Raw genomic sequence first — 20,218 nt, 5'->3', positions numbered from 1 at the left:
TTTGCCGGTTTCCATCGCATAAACACACTGCACCTCGATTGCAGGACCGATATAATGCGGCCCTTTGCCGTCGTTTCGTCGATCCGACGCGTTAGCCAAAACGGCCGCCGTTTCCGTGGAAGAACCTATGAAAAGCGCAGAAATCCGTGAAGCCTTCCTTCGCTTCTTCGAAGAGCAGGGACATACCCGAGTCGCCTCCAGTTCGCTGATCCCGAACAACGACCCAACCCTGCTGTTCACCAACGCAGGCATGAACCAGTTCAAGGACTGCTTCCTGGGCGCCGAGAAGCGCGCCTACACGCGCGCTGTCAGCAGCCAGAAGTGCGTGCGCGCCGGTGGCAAGCACAACGACCTGGAAAACGTCGGCTATACCGCGCGTCACCACACTTTCTTCGAGATGCTGGGCAACTTCAGCTTCGGTGACTACTTCAAGCGCGACGCGATCACCTTCGCCTGGACCTTCCTGACCTCCGACAAGTGGTTGAACCTGCCCAAGGAGAAGCTCTGGGTCACCGTCTACGCCAGCGACGACGAAGCCTACGACATCTGGACCAAGGAAGTCGGCGTGCCGGCCGAGCGCATGGTGCGCATTGGTGACAACAAAGGCGCCCCGTACGCTTCCGACAACTTCTGGACCATGGGTGATACCGGCCCTTGCGGTCCGTGCACCGAGATCTTCTACGACCACGGCGCCGACATCTGGGGTGGCCCACCCGGCTCGCCGGAAGAAGACGGCGACCGCTACATCGAGATCTGGAACAACGTCTTCATGCAGTTCAACCGCACTGCCGACGGTGTCCTGCACCCGTTGCCCGCCCCGTCGGTGGACACCGGCATGGGCCTTGAACGCATCAGTGCGGTGATGCAGCACGTGCACTCGAACTACGAGATCGACCTGTTCCAGAGTCTGCTCGATGCCGCAGCCCAGGCCATCGGTTGCCGTAACGAAGCGCAGTCGTCGCTGAAAGTGGTCGCCGACCACATCCGTTCCTGCGGCTTCCTGATCGCCGACGGCGTACTGCCTTCCAACGAAGGCCGTGGCTATGTGCTGCGCCGCATCATTCGTCGCGCCTGCCGCCACGGCAACAAACTTGGCGCCAAGGGCAGCTTCTTCCACAAGGTCGTGGCCGCACTGGTCAGCGAGATGGGTGAAGCCTTCCCCGAGCTCAAGAGCCAGCAGGCGCACATCGAGCGCGTGCTCAAGACCGAAGAAGAGCAGTTCGCCAAGACTCTCGAGCAGGGCCTGCGCATCCTCGAACAGGACCTGGCGCAGCTGCAGGGCAAGGTCGTGCCGGGCGACGTGGTGTTCAAGCTGTACGACACCTATGGCTTCCCCATGGACCTGACGGCCGACATCGCCCGCGAGCGTGAGCTGACCATCGACGAAGCCGGCTTCGAGCGCGAGATGGACGCCCAGCGCGAGCGCGCCCGCTCGGCCAGCGCCTTTGGCATGGACTACAACAGCCTGGTCAAGGTCGATACCGCCACCGATTTTCTCGGATACAGCAGCACCGAAGGTCAGGGCAAGATCATCGCCCTGTACAAGGATGGCCAGTCGGTCGATCAGTTGGGTGAAGGCGAGGAGGGCGTGGTCGTCCTGGATCGCACGCCGTTCTACGCCGAATCCGGCGGCCAGGTCGGTGACAGTGGCTACCTGCAGGCTGGCGCTGCGCGCTTCGATGTGCGCGACACCACCAAGACCGGTGGTGCATTCCTGCACCACGGTGTGGTGGCCAGCGGCGCGCTGCTGATTGGCGCCCCGGTCGAAGCCCGCGTGGATGCCGACGTGCAGCACGCCACTTCGCTGAACCACTCCGCGACCCACCTGCTGCACGCTGCACTGCGTGAAGTGCTGGGCGAGCACGTCCAGCAGAAGGGCTCGTTGGTCGACAGCCAGCGCCTGCGCTTTGACTTCAGCCACTTCGAGGCTGTGACGCCTGCGCAGATCAAGGCACTCGAAGACATCGTAAACCGCGAAGTGCGCAAGAACTCCGCGGTCGAAACCATCGAGACCGATATCGAGACCGCCAAGCGCAAAGGCGCCATGGCGCTGTTCGGTGAGAAATACGGCGACACCGTGCGCGTGCTGAGCATGGGCGGCGATTTTTCGGTAGAGCTGTGCGGCGGCATCCACGCCAAGCGCACCGGCGATATCAGCCTGTTCAAGATTATCAGTGAAGGTGGCGTAGCCTCCGGTGTGCGTCGTATCGAGGCGATCACCGGTGCTGCGGCGCTGGCCTACCTGAACGCTGCCGAAGAGCAGGTCAAGGAAGCGGCGCAACTGGTCAAGGGTAACCGCGACAACCTGATCGACAAGCTGTCGGCTGTGCTCGAGCGCAACCGTCAGCTGGAGAAGCAGCTCGAGCAGCTGCAGGCCAAGGCCGCCAGCGCCGCAGGGGACGATCTCTCCAGTGCGGCCGTTGAGGTCAAGGGTGCCAAGGTGCTTGCCGCTCGCCTGGATGGGCAGGATGGCAAGGCGCTGCTGGCGCTCGTCGATCAGCTGAAGAACAAGCTCGGCCATGCAGTGATCCTGCTGGGCAGCGAGCATGAGGGCAAGGTCGTGCTGGTGGCCGGCGTGACCAAAGACCTCTCCAGCCAACTCAAGGCTGGCGACCTGATGAAGCAGGCCGCTGCGGCGGTGGGCGGAAAGGGCGGTGGTCGTCCGGACATGGCCCAGGGTGGTGGCGTCGACGTCGCTGCGCTGGATCAGGCCCTGGCACTGGCCGTGCCGTTCGCCGAGCAGGGGCTTTGAGATGACGCGCCCCGCAGTCTGGTTGCGGGGCGCGTCAGGAAGGATTGTTTACTGGGTGCCCTTCGTGGGCTGAGGCACTTTGAAATGGCGTTGATCGTACAGAAATTTGGCGGCACCTCCGTTGGCTCTATCGAGCGGATCGAGCAGGTGGCCGACAAGGTCAAGAAACACCGCGAGGCAGGCGATGACCTGGTGGTTGTGCTGTCGGCCATGAGCGGGGAAACCAACCGCTTGATCGACCTGGCCAAGCAGGTGTCCGATCAGCTGGTTCCGCGTGAACTGGATGTGATCGTCTCGACCGGCGAGCAGGTGACCATTGCGCTGCTGGCCATGGCGCTGATCAAGCGTGGCGTGCCGGCGGTGTCTTACACCGGCAACCAGGTGCGCATCCTGACCGACAGCGCGCACAACAAGGCGCGCATCCTGCAGATCGATGACCAGAAGATCCGCGCCGACCTCAAGGCTGGCACCGTGGTCGTGGTCGCAGGTTTCCAGGGCGTCGACGAGCACGGCAACATCACCACCCTCGGGCGTGGTGGCTCCGACACGACCGGTGTTGCCCTGGCGGCAGCGCTGGGGGCCGATGAATGCCAGATCTACACCGATGTCGATGGCGTCTATACCACCGATCCACGTGTGGTACCGCAGGCCCGTCGCCTGGAGAAGATCACCTTTGAAGAGATGCTGGAAATGGCCAGCCTCGGTTCCAAGGTGCTGCAGATCCGTTCGGTGGAGTTCGCCGGCAAATACAACGTTCCGCTGCGCGTGCTGCACAGCTTCAAGGAGGGTCCGGGTACCCTCATTACCATCGATGAAGAGGAATCCATGGAACAGCCGATCATTTCCGGTATCGCCTTCAACCGTGATGAGGCCAAGCTGACCATTCGTGGCGTACCGGACACCCCGGGCGTTGCTTTCAAGATCCTCGGCCCGATCAGCGCCGCGAACATCGAAGTCGACATGATCGTGCAGAACGTCTCGCACGATAACACCACCGACTTCACCTTCACCGTGCACCGCAACGAGTACGAAAAGGCTCTGAGCGTGCTGGAGAACACCGCTCGTGAAATCGGTGCCCGTGAAGTGATCGGCGATACCAAGATCGCCAAGGTGTCGATCGTTGGCGTCGGCATGCGCTCCCACGCGGGCGTGGCCAGCCGTATGTTCGAGGCCCTGGCCAAGGAGAGCATCAACATCCAGATGATCTCTACTTCCGAGATCAAGGTGTCGGTGGTGATCGAAGAGAAGTACCTGGAGCTGGCCGTACGCGCGCTGCACACCGCGTTCGAGCTCGATGCGCCTGCCCGACAGAGCGAGTGACGCATTGCCCCGGGGGGCGCGGCTTTGGCCGCGCCCTTCGCGTTTCTGGCTGTCATGCGGGTTACTGTCCTTTCCTGCCTGACAGCCGATAAGGAGGGCTGGGCCTTCGTCCCGACCAGCCCTCTGTTTCCAACAGACTGTTGTCCCTGAATGAACTGCGTGAGGAGAAAGCTATGTTGATTCTGACTCGTCGGTGCGCCGAGAGCCTGATCATTGGTGATGGTGAGATCACCGTGACGGTCCTGGGTGTCAAAGGCAACCAGGTACGAATCGGTGTGAGTGCCCCTAAGGAAGTGGCTGTTCACCGCGAGGAAATCTACCTGCGGATCAAGAAAGAGAAGGACGAAGAACCAACCCTTTAATTTTTTTGAAGTTTTTTTCAAAAAAGGGTTTGCAAACGGGGAGGGGTCTGGTTAATATACGCCCCGTGTTGCGGTGAGGTGGCCGAGTGGCCGAAGGCGCTCCCCTGCTAAGGGAGTATACCTCATAAGGGTATCGGGGGTTCGAATCCCCCCTTCACCGCCATTCTTCGTGTAGGGCGCTGTAACTGGTCAAAATGCTTAAGTCGTTGAAATTAAACGAAAAAGTACTTGGCAAAACGGTTTAGCGAACTATAATGCGCGGCAAGACACGGACTCATAGCTCAGCTGGATAGAGTACTCGGCTACGAACCGAGCGGTCGGAGGTTCGAATCCTCCTGAGTCCGCCATACAATGAGGCGGTTTTCTTTGGAAGACGCATCATTTCACCAGTGGTAATCTGGTCTAAAACTACCATCGACGGACTCATAGCTCAGCTGGATAGAGTACTCGGCTACGAACCGAGCGGTCGGAGGTTCGAATCCTCCTGAGTCCGCCACTTTCTGAAGTGGCTTTGCTTGTCGAGAAATCTTCAAGAAGAGAAGCTTCGAAACCAGTGGTAATCTGGTCTAAAACTACCACCACGGACTCATAGCTCAGCTGGATAGAGTACTCGGCTACGAACCGAGCGGTCGGAGGTTCGAATCCTCCTGAGTCCGCCACACCAAAAAGCCCGCTCCTGTAGCGGGCTTTTTCTTTTCTGCCGTTCACGAATCTGTCAGTGCAACGCGGCTAGACTCCATATAAACCCCTGCTGCACATCGATGTGCTTTTTCGCTGTTGTGCGCCGTCGCACTGTTGGCTTCGAGCGTTGTCACAGCTTTATCGCGCAAACGATTGTTCCAGCCAAAAATTTAAGCGATCAGACAGCTTGAGCAGTGTATGATTGCGCCCGTCAGCCCCGCCGGGGCTTGTGGAATACCACCATGGACTTACCCAGTAGTTACCCCTTAATCCGCTTTATCAAGCCAGATCTGACCGATTGATTCTCCCGGCGTGCTCCGCTGCTGGGAGTGGAGTTCGCCTATGACCGAAGTCGAAGTAAAGAAAGTCCAAGAGAGCCTGCAGGATCGCCTCGCCCAGGTGATCGAGCTACTGCAGCGCCAGCGCGTCGTTGAGGACCTGACTCATCGTCAGGAAGGTCAGCACAACGACCTGGTGGAAAACCTCGTCCACCGCCAGAACCTGGTCGAGCTGCAGCGCAAGCTCGATGATCTGCACCCCGCCGACATCGCCTATATTCTCGAAGCCTTGCCCCTGGAAGATCGTCTGACGGTCTGGCAGCTGGTGCGCTCGGATCGTGACGGCGACATCCTTCTCGAAGTTTCCGACGCCGTACGTCAGACGTTGATCGCCGACATGGACGATCACGAGCTGCTGGCTGCGGCAAAGGAAATGGACGCAGACGAACTCGCTGACCTGGCGCCTGAGCTGCCGCGTGACGTTGTCCATGAGCTGATGGAAAGCCTCGATGCCCAGCAGCGTGAGCGCGTGCGTTCGGCCCTGAGCTACGACGAGGAGCAGGTCGGTGCGCTGATGGACTTCGAGATGGTCACCATCCGCGAAGACGTCAGCCTGGAAGTGGTACTGCGTTACCTGCGTCGGCTCAAGGAGCTGCCGGGGCACACCGACAAGCTGTTCGTGGTCGATTACGACGGCATTCTGAAGGGTGTGCTGCCGATCAAGCGTCTGCTGGTCAACGACCCGGACAAGAAGGTGGCGGAGGTCATGGCGACCGACCCTGTCAGCTTCACGCCCGAGGAAGATGCCTACGATGCTGCGCAAGCATTCGAACGTTATGACCTGGTTTCTGCACCGGTGGTCGACAAGAGCAATCGCCTTATCGGCCGTCTGACCATCGACGAGATGGTTGACCTGATTCGTGAAGAGAGCGAAAGCGAAGTGCTCAACATGGCCGGCCTGCGCGAGGAAGAAGATATCTTCGCCTCGGTCTGGCGTTCGCTGCGCAACCGCTGGGCATGGCTGGCCATCAACCTGATCACCGCGTTCGTTGCCTCGCGGGTGATCGGACTGTTCGAAGGGTCGATCGAAAAGCTGGTAGCCCTTGCGGCGCTGATGCCTATCGTCGCCGGTATCGGTGGTAACTCGGGTAACCAGACCATCACCATGATCGTGCGCGCCATGGCGCTGGACCAGGTATCGCCAGGCAACACCCGTCGTCTGATGCGCAAGGAGCTGGCGGTATCGCTGATCAACGGTCTGATCTGGGGCGGGGTGATCGGGGTAGTGGCGTTCCTGCTCTATGGCAGTTGGTCGCTGGGTGTGGTGATGACTGCGGCAATGACCCTGAACCTGCTGCTGGCGGCGTTGATGGGGGTATTGATCCCCATGACACTGGTGCGCCTGGGGCGCGACCCGGCGATGGGTTCGAGCGTGATGATCACTGCCGTAACCGACAGTGGCGGCTTCTTCATCTTCCTCGGTCTGGCGACACTGTTCCTGCTCTGACGGGCAGGGGTAGCCCTCCGGGCGGGCTGATTCAGCTCAAACGAAAAAAGCCAGCTTGCGCTGGCTTTTTTCGTGGGCGTTGGAAACCTCAGGAGGCGTCGGCAGCCATTTCCACATCGTGAGCGATGAGGGCGACCAGCGCGTTCTGCTGGCGGTGGGTAAGTTGACGGAAGCGTTGCAGCAATTCGCGTTCGTGCAGGGACAGCTCAGGGCTGTCCAGGCGCATGCTCAGCTCGTCGCCCAGTGCACCTTCCTGGATGAGACTTTGCTCCAGGCGGGCGATGATCTCGGAGTTCATGCTGCGGTGATGGTTGCGCGCTACCTCGGCAATGCGCTCACGCATCCCGTCAGGCAGGCGGACGACGAACTTGTCAGCGGTGCGGCTGGAGTAGATAGCCTGTTTCATTGGGCGCATATAAATTGACCGGTTGTTCTGGTTCAGGGGAAGCGGTTCTCAAATTGGCCGCACGGTAGTGGGTTCGACCGTCGCGACGACAAAATGTTCAACCGTGATGTGATTTTGGATGCTCATCTTGCCTCATGGTCGCCGTTTCCTTGGCGTCAATTCTGTGACAAATAGTGATCCGGGTAAAGGCTTTATGCCAGTACCAATTATCAGAAATGAGTACTGGTTTGAAAAGTTTTACTCTTTCCCATCTCGCCCTGTTGTCAGGCCTTTGCTGTCAAAATCTTGTAAAGTTCGACAAGACCTGGGGAAAATCATCAAACCCGCAAGATTTCCCTATCCTTGAGCATAGTGGCTATGCAACATGACGCAAGCGTTCCCCATCAGGCCGAAGCGCCCGACGTTGACGTTTTGACCGCGCCTGCGCAAAAAATTCCCTGGCGATGCCATTAATATGCAATTGAATCGCCGCGCAGCTTGGAGGCGCTGAGAAATCGCGGAAAGGGACTACATGGAAATGCCAGTATTGGGCATGACAAACGGTCGAGCGCTGGTTACCATGCTCGCCGCCGACAGCCTGCGCCGCGTCGGGTGGCTTCTCCAACCCACTGAATTTGCGTAGAATGCGCGCCGTGATGTCCCCTTAGTTCAACGGATAGAACAAGCCCCTCCTAAGGGCTAGATGCTGGTTCGATTCCAGCAGGGGACACATCCTTCCTTTCTCGCCTTTCCCTCGCTCCCGCTTGCCACTGCTATCCGATGATTCGGCTGCAGGCGTTTTTGCCTGCGCAGCAGCCTGCCGTAATGGCCAGCGTTGCACCGGCCATCGCGGTCATGCCACTCAGACGGACTGCGCCTTTTCCTTGTCTTCCTGCTGCTTGCTGGCCTCACTCCCCTGGGCCACGTCGGCCGTGTTGGCTGCTGCGCGTTCAGCCTGTTGTTGCAGCTTGGCCTGGGTCTTGAGTTCGACGTCTTCCTTCATGCGTTGGGCGATCTGCTCGTCGATCTTCTGTTTCTTCTCGGGAGGCAGGGCGTTGTAGTCCTCCTCGGTCATGCCGAGCTCCTGCAGGATCTTCTCCTTGATCTTTTCCGCTGGCGACTTGGACATGTAGTCGCGGAACTCCTGCAGCGCATTGCTGGCTGCAGGTTTCGACGAACTGGCCTGCTGACGTGCGCCAATGTCAGGGTTCTGCAGGGCCACCTTGAGCTTGGCGAAAGCTTCCTGACGAGCGTCTTCGGCATCTTGCTGCGAGGTACTGCCTTGATTGTTCTGCTGCGCTGCTGTGTTGCTGGTGGTCATTGCCTGACGCTGCGGCATGAAATCGGCCTGCACAGCGTCATGGTTGACCCGGCTTGGCTGCTGCAATGCAGTCTGCCAGCCCAGCCCGTTGAGGCTGATCATCATGTGTTTCCTCCTTGGATGGTAGTCGCGTTTTGCAAGTGGCAAAACCTGTGCCATTTGGCTCAAGCCAAGCCTGGCGGGGGTTGTAGCCGAGCAGCAGGTATCACCTGGGCAGCGGATTGCCCATCGGAGGAAGCGCATTGCCGGTATCGGCAACAGCCGCTGTTGCAAAAAAAGACCCGCAGCACCCCAAGGCGCTGCGGGTCAAAACGGCCAACGCCGCTTCAGTGCTGATCAGATATGCAAGGCATGCCCCAAAGCTCGCAATGCCGCTTCCTGCACGGCCTCGCCCAAGGTCGGGTGGGCATGGATGGTGCCGGCCACGTCTTCCAGCCGCGCGCCCATTTCCAACGATTGGGCGAAGGCTGTGGACAGTTCGGAAACCGCCACCCCGACGGCTTGCCAACCGAGGATCAGATGGTTGTCGCGACGTGCAACCACGCGCACGAACCCGCTTTTCGACTCAAGGCTCATGGCTCGCCCGTTGGCCGCGAAGGGGAACTGCGCAACGATGCAGTCCAGGCCTTCGGCGCTGGCCTGCTCAGGCGTCTTGCCAGCCACCACCACTTCCGGATCGGTGAAGCACACCGCAGCAATCGCGGTGGGCTCGAAGCGGCGGGTCTTGCCGGCGATAAGTTCGGCGACCATCTCGCCCTGGGCCATCGCCCGATGTGCGAGCATCGGTTCGCCGGCCACGTCGCCGATCGCCCAGACGTTGCGCATGCTGGTCTGGCAGCGCTCGTCGATGGCGATCGCCGCACCGTTCATCTTCAGCGCCAGGCTCTCCAGGCCGAAGCCCTGAGTGCGTGGTCGACGGCCAACGGCGACCAGTACCTGATCGGCTTCCAGGCGCAGCTGTTGGCCTGCACCGTCGCGTGCCGACAGGCAGCCATGTTCATAGCCTTCGACGCTGTGTCCCAAGTGCAGTGCGATGCCGAGTTTTTTCAGCGACTCGGCCACCGGTGCGGTCAGCTCGGCGTCGTAGGTGGGCAGGATGCGATCACGCGCCTCTACCACGCTCACACGAGCACCGAGCTTGCGGTAGGCGATGCCCAGCTCCAGGCCGATATAGCCGCCGCCAACCACCACCAGGTGTTGCGGCAGGCTTTTCGGTGCCAGGGCCTCGGTAGAGGAAATCACCGGCCCGCCCAGCGGCAGCATCGGCAACTCGACACTGCTCGAGCCGGTCGCCAACAACAGGTGTTCGCACTGTATGCGCTGGCCGTCGACCTCGACGTTCTTGCCGTCGAGGATCTTCGCCCAGCCATGGAGCACCTTCACCCCATGTTTCTTCAGCAAGGCAGCCACACCGCTGGTGAGGCGGTCGACGATGCCGTCCTTCCATTCGACGCTGCGGGCAATGTTCAGGTGCGGTGTCGAGACGCTGATACCCAGTGCCGAGCTGTCAGCATACCGGCTGGTCTGGTGGAACTGCTCGGCCACGTGGATCAGCGCCTTGGACGGAATGCAGCCGATGTTCAGGCAAGTGCCGCCCAGTGCCTGCCCTTCGACCAGCACGGTGGGAATGCCCAGTTGCCCGGCGCGGATGGCGGCCACGTAGCCGCCGGGGCCCCCGCCGATAATCAGCAGGGTGGTATCGAGGATCTGTTGCATGCTCACTCCACGAACAGGCAGGCGGGCTGTTCCAGCAGGCCGCGCACGGCCTGGATGAACAGGGCGGCGTCCATCCCGTCGACCACGCGATGGTCGAAGGAGCTGGACAGGTTCATCATCTTGCGCACCACGATCTGGCCATCGATCACCACGGGGCGCTCGACCATGCGGTTGACGCCGACGATCGCCACTTCGGGGGTGTTGACCACCGGCGTGCTGACGATACCGCCCAGGGCGCCGAGGCTGGTCAGGGTGATGGTCGAGCCGGACAGCTCTTCCCGACTGGCCTTGCTGCTGCGCGCGGCATGGGCCACGCGGGCGATCTCGCTGGCGTTGCTCCACAGGCTGCCGGCTTCGGCGTGACGCAGTACTGGCACCATGAGGCCATTGTCACCTTGGGTGGCGATACCCACGTGTACGGCGCCGTGGCGGGTGATGATCTGGGCCTCGTCGTCGTAGGTGGCGTTGATCTGCGGGAAATCGCGCAGGGCGACGACCATGGCGCGCACCAGGAAGGGCAGCAGTGTGAGCTTGCCACGGCTTTCGCCATGCTTGGCGTTGAGCTGCTGGCGCAGGGCTTCGAGCTGGGTGACGTCGATTTCCTCGACATAGCTGAAGTGCGCGACACGGCGCTTGGCATCCTGCATGCGCTGGGCGATCTTGCGGCGCAGGCCGATCACCGGCACCTGCTCGCTGTCGGTGCGCTTGCCGTAGCCAGCTGGCGCCTGGCCGAGGGCGGTCTGTGGCTTGCTGATGAAGGCGTCGAGGTCTTCGTGCAGGATGCGCCCGGCCGGGCCGCTACCGTGCACGTAGCGCAGCTCGATGCCGGCATCCAGCGCACGCTTGCGCACGGCAGGTGAAGCCAACGGTTTCTCATGCGCCTCGCGCGGGACGATGGGCGCGGCGGCGTGGCTCGTCGCTGGTTGCGGACGGTTTTCGGGCTGCGGCTCGATCTTCGTCTGGGCTGGCGCTGGCGCGGCGTGCGCCTCGGCCGGCTTGGCCTGCGGTGCGTCGATGTGGTTGCCGCTGCCTTCGACTTCGATACGGATCAGCTCGCTGCCGACCGCCATGACCTCACCGGGCTGGCCACCCAGGGCCAAGACCTTGCCGCTGACCGGCGAAGGAATTTCTACCGTGGCCTTATCGGTCATGACATCGGCCACCACCTGGTCTTCTGCGATCACATCGCCGACCTTGACGAACCATTCCACCAGCTCGACCTGCGCGATGCCTTCACCGATATCCGGCATCTTGATGACGTGCGTGCCCATTCAGACCTCCATGACCCGTTTCAATGCCGCACCTACCCGCGAAGGACCTGGGAAGTAGGCCCATTCCTGTGCGTGGGGGTAGGGGGTGTCCCAGCCGGTGACGCGCTCGATCGGCGCTTCGAGGTGATGGAAACAATGCTCCTGGACCAGCGAAACCAGCTCGGCGCCAAAGCCGCAGGTACGGGTGGCCTCGTGGACCACCACGCAACGCCCGGTCTTCTTCACCGAGGCGACGATGGTTTCCAGGTCCAGCGGCCAGAGGCTGCGCAGGTCGATGACTTCGGCGTCGACGCCACTCTCCTCGGCGGCCACTTGGGCCACGTAGACCGTGGTGCCGTAGGTCAGTACGGTGACATCGTTGCCGGGGCGGGTGATCGCCGCCTTGTCCAGCGGCACCTTGTAGTAGCCGTCCGGCACGGCACTGTGCGGGTGCTTCGACCAGGGGGTTACCGGGCGGTCGTGGTGCCCGTCGAACGGGCCGTTGTACAGGCGCTTGGGCTCGAGGAAGATCACCGGGTCGTCGCACTCGATCGAGGCGATCAGCAGGCCCTTGGCGTCATAGGGGTTGGATGGCATCACCGTACGCAGGCCGCAGACCTGGGTGAACATCGCTTCGGGGCTCTGGCTGTGGGTCTGGCCGCCGTAGATCCCGCCGCCGCAGGGCATGCGCAGGGTCAGCGGCGAGATGAATTCGCCGGCCGAACGATAGCGCAGGCGAGCCATCTCCGAGACGATCTGGTCGGAGGCGGGGTAGAAGTAGTCGGCGAACTGGATTTCCACCACCGGGCGCAGGCCATAGGCGCCCATGCCCACGGCGGTGCCGACGATGCCGCTCTCGGAGATCGGTGCATCGAATACCCGCGACTTGCCGTACTTGGTCTGCAGGCCTTCGGTGCAGCGGAACACGCCGCCGAAATAGCCGACGTCCTGGCCGTAGACCACCACGTCGTCGTCGCGCTCGAGCATGACATCCATGGCTGAGCGCAGGGCCTGGATCATGGTCATGGTAGTGGTGGCCATGGCGGTTTCCGGGTTGATGCAGTTGTTGTGATCGTTCATTTCAAACCCCCAGTTCCTGGCGTTGCCGGCGCAGGTGATCGGGCATTTCCTTGTACACGTCCTCGAACATCGAGGCGGCGCTGGGGATATGGCCATTGGCGAGGGTGCCGAACTGTTCGGCGTCCTTCTGTGCCTTGATCACCTCGGCTTCGAGCTCGGCACTGACGGCCTGGTGCTCTTCTTCGGACCAGTGGCCGGCCTTGATCAGGTGCTGCTTGAGGCGCAGGATCGGATCGCCCAGCGGGAAGTGGCTCCAGTCGTCGGCAGGGCGGTATTTGGATGGATCATCCGAGGTGGAGTGCGGGCCGGCGCGGTAGGTGACCCATTCGATCAGCGTCGGGCCCAGGCCACGGCGGGCACGTTCGGCGGCCCAGCGCGAGGCGGCGTACACCGCGATGAAGTCGTTGCCGTCGACCCGCAGCGAGGCGATGCCGCAGCCCACGCCGCGGCCGGCGAAGGTGGTCGACTCGCCACCGGCGATGGCCTGGAAGGTGGAGATCGCCCACTGGTTGTTGACCACGTTGAGGATCACCGGGGCGCGGTAGACGTGGGCGAAGGTCAGGGCAGTGTGGAAGTCGGATTCGGCAGTGGCGCCGTCACCGATCCAGGCCGAGGCGATCTTGGTGTCACCCTTGATCGCCGACGCCATGGCCCAGCCGACCGCCTGCACGAACTGGGTCGCCAGGTTGCCACTGATGGTGAAGAAGCCCGCCTCGCGCACCGAGTACATGATCGGCAGTTGGCGGCCCTTGAGCGGGTCGCGGGTGTTGGACAGCAGCTGGCAGATCATTTCCACCAGCGACACGTCGCGGGCCATCAGGATGCTCTGCTGGCGATAGGTGGGGAAGCACATGTCGGTGCGGTTCAGGGCCAATGCCTGACCGCTGCCGATGGCTTCCTCGCCCAGGCTCTGCATGTAGAAGGACATCTTCTTCTGGCGCTGGGCGACCACCATGCGGCTGTCGAAGATGCGCGTCTTGAGCATGGCGCGCATGCCCTGGCGCAGCACCTGCGGGTCGATGCCCTCGGCCCAGGGGCCGACAGCATTGCCGTGCTCGTCGAGCACACGCACAAGGCTGTAGGAGAGGTCCGCAGTGTCGGCGGGCTCTACGTCGATAGGTGGTTTACGGACTTGACCGGCATCGTTCAGACGCAGGTAGGAGAAATCGGTCTGGCAGCCTGGCCGGCCTGTGGGCTCGGGCACATGCAAACGCAGGGGGGCGTACTCGTTCATGCTTTTTACGCTCGCTCGAATGTTGTTTTTGTGAGCTCTGAAGCGGCCGCCGCTGCCTACTGGCTTGTGACTGGTAGGTCAGCGTCATTTACATCTTAGAGGCTGGGCCGAAGAATTTTTCTCTCAAGTTCATTGCCTTTATCGCGTGGCGCAGATAAACATTCTGAATAAACACAAGAATCAGGTGAATTTTCCTCATGCGTAAACTCGATCGCACAGATATCGGCATTCTCAACAGTCTCCAGGAGAACGCCCGAATCACCAACGCAGAGCTTGCGCGCTCGGTGAACCTCTCGCCGACTCCCTGTTTCAACCGGGTCAAGGCGATGGAGGAGCTGGGGGTCATCCGCCAGCAAGTGACCTTGCTGTCGCCCGAAGTGCTGGGCCTGGATGTCAACGTGTTCATCCATGTCAGCCTGGAGAAGCAGGTGGAGCAGTCATTGCATCGCTTCGAGGAGGAGATCGCCGAGCGACCCGAGGTGATGGAGTGCTACCTGATGACGGGCGATCCGGATTACCTGCTGCGCGTGCTGTTGCCGAGCATCCAGGCGCTGGAGCGCTTTCTCGATTACCTGACGCGGCTGCCGGGGGTGGCGAATATCCGCTCCAGCTTTGCGCTGAAGCAGGTGCGCTACAAGACCGCGTTGCCGTTACCGGCCAATGGCATGACCTTGCGCGAGTAGTTGTCAGTTCAGGCCCTATCGCTCTACAGGGTGCTTGATATTTTAAACACCCCCGGCCTATGTTGTGGCTGTCGCCGTTCGCGGCATGCCTACAACAACAAGGACCAGCGTCATGACGACCGAGCGCCTGACCGGCATCGACGAAATCGAATGCGTCACCCCCGACCTCAACGGTGTCCCGCGCGGCAAGGTAATGACCGGCGAAGGCTTTCTCGAAGGCCGGCGCCTGCAGATGGCGCGTGGCGTGCTGCTGCAATGCATCATGGGCGGCTACCCGCCGGCGAAGTTCTACGGCAGCGATGATGGCGACCTGGCGCTGGTCGCCGACCCTGGGCAAACCCATGTCCTGCCTTGGAGCGACAGCCCTCGGGCACTGGCCATCTGCGATGCGGTCGAGCTCGATGGTACGCCCTCGGGGCTTTCGACCCGTGGCCTGCTCAAGGCGGTGATCGCCCGTTATGCGGCGCTGGGGCTTGCGCCGGTGGTGGCCACCGAACTGGAATTCTTCGTGTTCGCCCCGAACAGTGATCCGGGCCAGCCGTTCCAGCCACCGCTGGGCAGGGACGGGCGTCGCGAGCTGGGCCATTCGGCCTTCAGCGTCAGCTCCAACAATGGCCTGCGCCCGTTCTTCAGCGAGGTCTACCGGTGCATGGCAGCACTGGGCTTGCCACGTGACACCTTCATGCACGAGATGGGCGTCAGTCAGTTCGAGATCAACCTGTTGCACGGTGATCCGCTGTTGCTGGCCGACCAGACCTTCCTGTTCAAGCACCTGCTCAAGGAGGTTGCGCTAAAGCACGGTTTGACCGTGGTCTGCATGGCCAAGCCGCTGGCGCATACCCCTGGCAGTTCGATGCACATCCACCAGAGCCTGGTGGAGATCGGCACCGGCCGTAACGTGTTCAGTGACGAAGAGGGCAGGGCAACCGACACCTTCCATCATTTCATCGGCGGCTTGCAGGCGTGCATGGCCGACTTCACCGCGCTGTTCGCGCCCAACGTCAATTCCTACCAGCGTCTGTGCCACCCGTACGCATCGCCGAACAATGCTTGCTGGTCAGAGGATAATCGCGCTGCCGGCCTGCGCATCCCGGCCAGTTCGCCGGTGGCGCGACGTGTGGAAAACCGCCTGCCTGGCGCCGACACCAACCCTTACCTGGCGATCGCCGCAAGTCTCGCGGCCGGGCTGCATGGTATCGACCACAAGCTGCAGCCCACGCCGGCGATCCAGGGCGAGTTCGTGGTGCCCGAGCACCTGAGTCTGCCCTGCACGCTGCACGCGGGGATCGAGCGCTTGCGTCGCAGCACGTTGGCGCGGGAACTGTTTGGCGAGGAGTTCATCGAAGGCTACGTCGCCACCAAGACCCTGGAATTGACGGATTTCTTCAATGAGATCACGCCGTGGGAGCGTAGGGTGCTGGCCGCGCAGGCCTGATCGCGACAGAAGCTTTGCCCGGCGCGCCGCTCCTGGCTTTTTTTCATTGCCAGGGGCCCGCGTCCGGGAAATTGCCCTTATGCTTGCCAGCAGCACCACACCTGCCCAAGGAGCCCGCGGGGACGCATGCGCCAGATCTGGAAGTCATTTCGCTCGTTGTACTTTGCCGCCCTGATGATGCTGATCGGCTCAGGCCTGTTGAGTACCTACCTGGCGTTGCGCCTGGCTGCCGACCATGTCGACAGCCTCTGGGTCGGTGCGCTGATGGCGGCCAACTATTTCGGCCTGGCAGTGGGCGGCAAGGTCGGTCACCGATTGATCGCCCGGGTCGGGCATATTCGTGCGTATGCCACCTGTGCCGGCATTGTCGGCGCGGCGGTGCTCGGGCATGGGATGACCAACTTCGTGCCCGCCTGGATCGGCCTGCGGATGATCGTGGGCCTGGGCATGATGTGCCAGTACATGGTCATCGAGAGCTGGCTCAACGAACAGGCCGATGCCAAGCAGCGCGGTGCGGTATTCAGCGGCTACATGATCGCGTCCTACCTCGGGTTGGTGCTGGGTCAGTTGATCCTGGTGGTGCATCCGGCACTGGGGCCTGAGCTGCTGATGCTGGTCGCCATGTGCTTCGCCCTGTGCCTGGTGCCGGTGGCGATGACCCGGCGCATTCACCCGGCGCCGCTGCGGCCGGCGCCGATGGAGCCGAAGTTCTTCATCAAGCGGGTACCGCAGTCGTTGAGTACTGTGCTTGGCGCGGGCCTGATCGTCGGTTCCTTCTATGGTCTGGCCCCTCTGTATGCGGCGCGCCAGGGGCTGAGCACCGAGCAGGTCGGTCTGTTCATGGGTTGCTGTATTTTTGCCGGGCTTCTCGTGCAATGGCCTCTGGGCTGGCTGTCGGATCGTTACGATCGGGCAGTGCTGATCCGCAGTGTATCGATCGGCCTGGCGGTGGTTTCGCTGCCGCTGGCGCTGTTGCCCAGTGTGCCGCTGGAGTTGTTGTTCGCGGCAGGCTTCATCGTTTCGTTGCTGCAATTCTGCCTCTACCCATTGGCCGTGGCGTTCTCCAATGACCACGTGGAAAGCGAGCGACGGGTATCGCTGACGGCGATGCTGCTGGTCACCTATGGCGTGGGTGCGAGCATCGGTCCGCTGGTGGCGGGCGTTCTGATGAAGGCGTTGGGCGCACAGATGCTCTATGCCTTCTTCACCTTCTTTGCCCTGGTGCTGGTGTGGCGTATTCGGCCGAAGGCGGTCACCGGGCTGCACCAGGTGCAGGATGCACCGCTGGGCCACGTGGCTATGCCGGCGGCAGGTTCGCCTCTGTCGGCTGCGCTCGACCCGCGGGTCGACGAGCAGACCGTGCAGGACGTGATGCAGGCGCCGGTGGCGGCGGAGGATACCGAGGCCGAGGAAGAGAAGGACACAGCTGCCAAGGCGCCGCAGGCCGAGGCAGACAAGTCGGTTTGACGCAGGCTGTGCCGGCCCTGTCGCGGGGCCCCACGGACCAGAACGAAAACGCCACCGATCGGTGGCGTTTTTCATTTGAGCTGGACGATCAGTAGTCGTCCTTGTCGAACCGCCGTGCTTCGCGCTGCAACTGATACACGAAGCTCTCGATCTTGCGCTGGCTTTGCCCATTCAGGTTGTGGAAGCGAACGCCGGCGAAGGTGGTGTTGATCCGCTCTTCGAAGTGCAGGTGGCGCAATTCCACCATGACGTCGGTCAGGCCCAAGGGATTGGCCGCCTTGAAGCGCTCGTACACCTGGCCCAGTTGCAGGCGGTCTTCGACATTGCCGTCGAAGCGCAGCTTGCAGCCGGTGGCGGACACGTCGAGCAGCTTGCCGCGCAGCGCGCCGTTGCCTTTGAGGTGGGTGCCGTCGAGGATGATGTCGACCAGTTGCGACAGTTTCAGCGCTGCGCGGAACGCATTGCGGCGCTGGTGGTAGGTCATTTCGGTGGGGAGCGGGCCGCGGTAGCAGCGGTGGCCATCGACTTCGCCGATGGTCAGCGGAGTATCGCACTCCCAGGCAATGCGTACGCCATCGTGGAAACCTTCGACACGGAAGGGTTCGCCGTTCTCGATGAATTTCTCGCCATCACGCGGGATCATTTCGTCCAGTGCCAGAACGTTGGCGTCCCGGTCCACCTGTACCACGTAACTCTGGAAGCGCTGGCTGCGCTCATGGAAGCTGATGATCAGCGGATCGTGGCTGTCCATCAGCTGGCGCAGGTTCGCCGAAATCTCCAGAGGAGTGGTCAGCACTTTTGGTGGCTGAGGAGCATCGGACTCATTGAACACGGGTAATCAATCTCCAGGCAAAAACGACACACGCAAGTAACGGCATTTTGCCAGTATGTTCCGTGCCTTGAATAGGAATAATCACACCTGGCTGATCGCCCGGGGCTTGTCCATGGGGGAGGTGGTGCCACGGCTATCGTACAGCGACGGAGAGTCGCCGCCGTTGAGGATTCTGATCTGGTTGGCCGTGGCGTGCTGTTGCACCTGGATGACCCGGCCGTTGGTCTCGTTGACCTTCTGGCAGGTGTCCATCAACTGGGTCAGCACATCGAGTTGCTGCAGGATGATCTCGCCGTTGGGCGATTGTGCAGCAACGGCCTGCACACCTGCCCGGTCGGCGCTGAGGCCGAGCCCGTTGAGCAGGTGATTGCGCCGCATGCCCTGCTGCTCGAGCAAGACGATCAGCGATTGCTTGCGGGCGAGGATGGTCTCCAGCACCTGCATGTCCCGACCGTGCAGGGCGACCGTTTCCTTCTGGAGCAGGTCGAGCAGTTCCTGGGTCGGCGCGATGTCGTCTTCGATCAGTTGCAGCAGTGTGGTGTCGTGCATGGCTGGCTCTTGGCTCTGGCGTCCTGGAAGTCAGCGCACCGTAAGGTTAGCGCTGCGCTTCGAAATCAAGCAGTTTGCTGGCGACCCGGCCGGCATCGACCTGGTAGCTGCCGTCTGCGATCGCCTGCTTCAACTGGGCCACACGGGCGCTGTCGACTGCTGGTTGATCGCGCAGCTTGTCGCTGATCTTCTGCAACTGCTGGGCCTCTTGACTGAGGTGTACCGCTTCTCCGCTGACGCTGGCAGGCTTGCCTGCATCGCTGGCAGCACCGGTTTTTTCGGTGTTGCCCGATGTGGCATTGCCGCGAACGCCGCCCGTTATGGACGGAGAGTTATTCAAACGACTGAAGTCGATGACCATGATCAGAAACCTCTGGGTAAATAGGACGCTTGCCTTTGTTTCGGCTAACCCGAAACAAACTTTAGGCACAAATGTTTTGCCGTCCGTCAGCAAACCCGCGTATCCCGATTTCTGACACAGTTTAGGAAAAGCGGTTCATCGCCGCCAGTCCCGGGGCCCTGCAATATTTCGTCGGCGAGGATCCGCCGGCGGCTTCTTTCTACATCGCCACTTCGACCTGGCCCGGCCCGACCACCGTGGCCTTGACCACGCGCTGGGAGTTGAGATTACGCACGCGGATCTGTTCGGTCAGGCCGCCTTTGCTCAGGGCTTCGCCTGGCATGCGTACGCTCAGGCCGCCACTGCGGGCGGTGATCACCACGTGGTCGCCCTTGCGAATCACATCCGCCTGTTCCAGTTGCTGCAGCGTCAGGACCTGGTCGAGGACGGTCGGGCGCAGCAGTTTCATGCCCACGGCCTGGTCGAGTTCGCTCAGAAAGCCCTGGCCCAGGGTGCTGACGTCACGCTCGCGCAGGGCCGCGTCACCTTCACCGATCACGCTTTCGCGCTTGAGCGGGCGGGTCATGACCACCACGTCGCGAAACAGCTTGACCTGTGCCGGCACGAACACTGTCCAGGGCGAAGTACCGTCGCAACGTACCCGCACCGTCACTCGCCCAAGCGGCTGTGCCGGGCTTTCCAGCGAGGCGTCCAGTTGCTGGCTGCACACCGGCATACGCAGGCGTGGGTCAAGATTGTTGACCTGGATGTCATAACGCCCCACGGTCTGGGTGCGCGTCATGTAGTCTTCGACGGTGAATTCAAGAAACCCTTGGGTGACACCGATAAGCTGTTCAGGCAAGGTAAACGAATCCGCCAGCGTGCGGGCGCCGGATGCGATCAGGCATGCAATGGCCAGGGGGATGGCCAGCAGGCGCGTCAGTCGTCGGAAAAATGTCGTTTTCGTATACATACGCTCAAAAAAGCAAAGCCCGTGCCGACTTGTTGGCAAGCGAGCAGAAAAAT

Annotated in this window: 17 protein-coding genes and 5 tRNA genes; 12 read left to right on the top strand and 10 right to left on the bottom strand. The window is 61.7% G+C overall.

The window, feature by feature from the left end:
* Positions 1-127: 127 nt before the first annotated feature.
* The 8 genes from alaS (at position 128) to mgtE (ending at position 6,900) form a co-directional block, all read left to right on the top strand.
* A complete protein-coding gene (gene alaS, locus ACTYOL_RS19800; protein WP_153774604.1) occupies positions 128-2,752 on the top strand; it encodes an alanine--tRNA ligase in 2,625 nt (874 codons plus the stop codon).
* A gap of 84 nt (positions 2,753-2,836) precedes the next feature.
* Positions 2,837-4,072 (top strand): aspartate kinase, encoded by a 1,236-nt coding sequence (locus ACTYOL_RS19795; protein WP_054891921.1) that lies wholly within the window; start codon positions 2,837-2,839, stop codon positions 4,070-4,072.
* 173 nt (positions 4,073-4,245) lie between these two features.
* On the top strand, positions 4,246-4,434 hold the full coding sequence (csrA, locus tag ACTYOL_RS19790; protein ID WP_043209419.1) for a carbon storage regulator CsrA: 189 nt from the start codon (positions 4,246-4,248) through the stop codon (positions 4,432-4,434).
* 72 nt (positions 4,435-4,506) lie between these two features.
* Positions 4,507-4,597, top strand: a tRNA-Ser gene (locus tag ACTYOL_RS19785).
* Between the two features lie 107 nt (positions 4,598-4,704).
* Positions 4,705-4,781 (top strand) — tRNA-Arg (locus tag ACTYOL_RS19780).
* Between the two features lie 72 nt (positions 4,782-4,853).
* Positions 4,854-4,930 (top strand) — tRNA-Arg (locus tag ACTYOL_RS19775).
* Positions 4,931-5,016: 86 nt separating this feature from the next.
* Positions 5,017-5,093 (top strand) — tRNA-Arg (locus tag ACTYOL_RS19770).
* A 364-nt stretch (positions 5,094-5,457) separates the two neighbouring features.
* Positions 5,458-6,900 (top strand): magnesium transporter, encoded by a 1,443-nt coding sequence (gene mgtE, locus ACTYOL_RS19765; RefSeq protein WP_054891920.1) that lies wholly within the window; start codon positions 5,458-5,460, stop codon positions 6,898-6,900.
* An 88-nt stretch (positions 6,901-6,988) separates the two neighbouring features.
* Here mgtE and ACTYOL_RS19760 read toward each other — a convergent pair whose 3' ends face one another.
* Positions 6,989-7,315: an Arc family DNA-binding protein gene (locus ACTYOL_RS19760; RefSeq protein WP_029613963.1), complete on the bottom strand. Its 327-nt coding sequence runs from the start codon at positions 7,313-7,315 to the stop codon at positions 6,989-6,991.
* Between the two features lie 628 nt (positions 7,316-7,943).
* Between ACTYOL_RS19760 and ACTYOL_RS19755 the strand changes: the two genes are divergently transcribed.
* Positions 7,944-8,015, top strand: a tRNA-Arg gene (locus tag ACTYOL_RS19755).
* 132 nt (positions 8,016-8,147) lie between these two features.
* On the opposite strand, the gene ACTYOL_RS19750 is transcribed toward ACTYOL_RS19755, so the two are convergent.
* The 5 genes from ACTYOL_RS19750 to ACTYOL_RS19730 all read right to left on the bottom strand — a co-directional run bounded on the left by ACTYOL_RS19750 (position 8,148) and on the right by ACTYOL_RS19730 (position 13,886).
* Entirely contained in the window at positions 8,148-8,711 is a 564-nt protein-coding gene (locus ACTYOL_RS19750; protein ID WP_232233596.1) for a hypothetical protein, read from the bottom strand.
* Positions 8,712-8,942: 231 nt separating this feature from the next.
* A complete protein-coding gene (gene lpdA / locus ACTYOL_RS19745) occupies positions 8,943-10,322 on the bottom strand; it encodes a dihydrolipoyl dehydrogenase (RefSeq protein ID WP_197892949.1) in 1,380 nt (459 codons plus the stop codon).
* Between the two features lie 2 nt (positions 10,323-10,324).
* The gene (locus tag ACTYOL_RS19740; protein ID WP_197892951.1) at positions 10,325-11,593 is read right to left on the bottom strand and encodes a dihydrolipoamide acetyltransferase family protein; all 1,269 of its coding nucleotides are present in this window, start codon (positions 11,591-11,593) and stop codon (positions 10,325-10,327) included.
* Entirely contained in the window at positions 11,594-12,652 is a 1,059-nt protein-coding gene (locus ACTYOL_RS19735) for an alpha-ketoacid dehydrogenase subunit beta (RefSeq protein ID WP_444756957.1), read from the bottom strand.
* 1 nt (position 12,653) lies between these two features.
* A complete protein-coding gene (locus ACTYOL_RS19730; protein ID WP_063545704.1) occupies positions 12,654-13,886 on the bottom strand; it encodes a 3-methyl-2-oxobutanoate dehydrogenase (2-methylpropanoyl-transferring) subunit alpha in 1,233 nt (410 codons plus the stop codon).
* Positions 13,887-14,083: 197 nt separating this feature from the next.
* Here ACTYOL_RS19730 and bkdR point away from each other — a divergent pair, with 197 nt between their 5' ends.
* The 3 genes from bkdR to ACTYOL_RS19715 all read left to right on the top strand — a co-directional run bounded on the left by bkdR (position 14,084) and on the right by ACTYOL_RS19715 (position 17,471).
* Positions 14,084-14,569, top strand: a complete 486-nt coding sequence (gene bkdR, locus ACTYOL_RS19725) for a Bkd operon transcriptional regulator BkdR (RefSeq protein WP_054891915.1) — start codon at positions 14,084-14,086, stop codon at positions 14,567-14,569.
* 193 nt (positions 14,570-14,762) lie between these two features.
* Positions 14,763-16,004 (top strand): glutamine synthetase family protein, encoded by a 1,242-nt coding sequence (locus ACTYOL_RS19720; protein WP_200603933.1) that lies wholly within the window; start codon positions 14,763-14,765, stop codon positions 16,002-16,004.
* A gap of 126 nt (positions 16,005-16,130) precedes the next feature.
* On the top strand, positions 16,131-17,471 hold the full coding sequence (locus tag ACTYOL_RS19715) for an MFS transporter (RefSeq protein WP_063545702.1): 1,341 nt from the start codon (positions 16,131-16,133) through the stop codon (positions 17,469-17,471).
* A gap of 88 nt (positions 17,472-17,559) precedes the next feature.
* On the opposite strand, the gene ACTYOL_RS19710 is transcribed toward ACTYOL_RS19715, so the two are convergent.
* From ACTYOL_RS19710 to flgA, 4 genes are all read right to left on the bottom strand, one after another.
* Positions 17,560-18,303 carry a flagellar brake protein gene (locus ACTYOL_RS19710; RefSeq protein WP_054891912.1) on the bottom strand — a complete coding sequence of 248 codons (744 nt, stop codon included), beginning with the start codon at positions 18,301-18,303 and terminating at the stop codon, positions 17,560-17,562.
* A gap of 81 nt (positions 18,304-18,384) precedes the next feature.
* The gene (locus tag ACTYOL_RS19705; protein ID WP_054891911.1) at positions 18,385-18,852 is read right to left on the bottom strand and encodes a flagella synthesis protein FlgN; all 468 of its coding nucleotides are present in this window, start codon (positions 18,850-18,852) and stop codon (positions 18,385-18,387) included.
* Positions 18,853-18,898: 46 nt separating this feature from the next.
* Positions 18,899-19,213, bottom strand: a complete 315-nt coding sequence (gene flgM / locus ACTYOL_RS19700; RefSeq protein WP_153774601.1) for a flagellar biosynthesis anti-sigma factor FlgM — start codon at positions 19,211-19,213, stop codon at positions 18,899-18,901.
* Positions 19,214-19,412: 199 nt separating this feature from the next.
* Positions 19,413-20,165 carry a flagellar basal body P-ring formation chaperone FlgA gene (gene flgA / locus ACTYOL_RS19695; RefSeq protein WP_444756956.1) on the bottom strand — a complete coding sequence of 251 codons (753 nt, stop codon included), beginning with the start codon at positions 20,163-20,165 and terminating at the stop codon, positions 19,413-19,415.
* Between the last annotated feature and the right edge of the window lie 53 nt (positions 20,166-20,218).

Source organism: Pseudomonas sp. A014 (assembly GCF_052378495.1).
In the GTDB taxonomy this organism is placed as follows: domain Bacteria; phylum Pseudomonadota; class Gammaproteobacteria; order Pseudomonadales; family Pseudomonadaceae; genus Aquipseudomonas; species Aquipseudomonas machongensis.
Note: the sequence above shows the minus strand (reverse complement) of the source record. Positions and strands in the feature narration are given on the sequence as shown.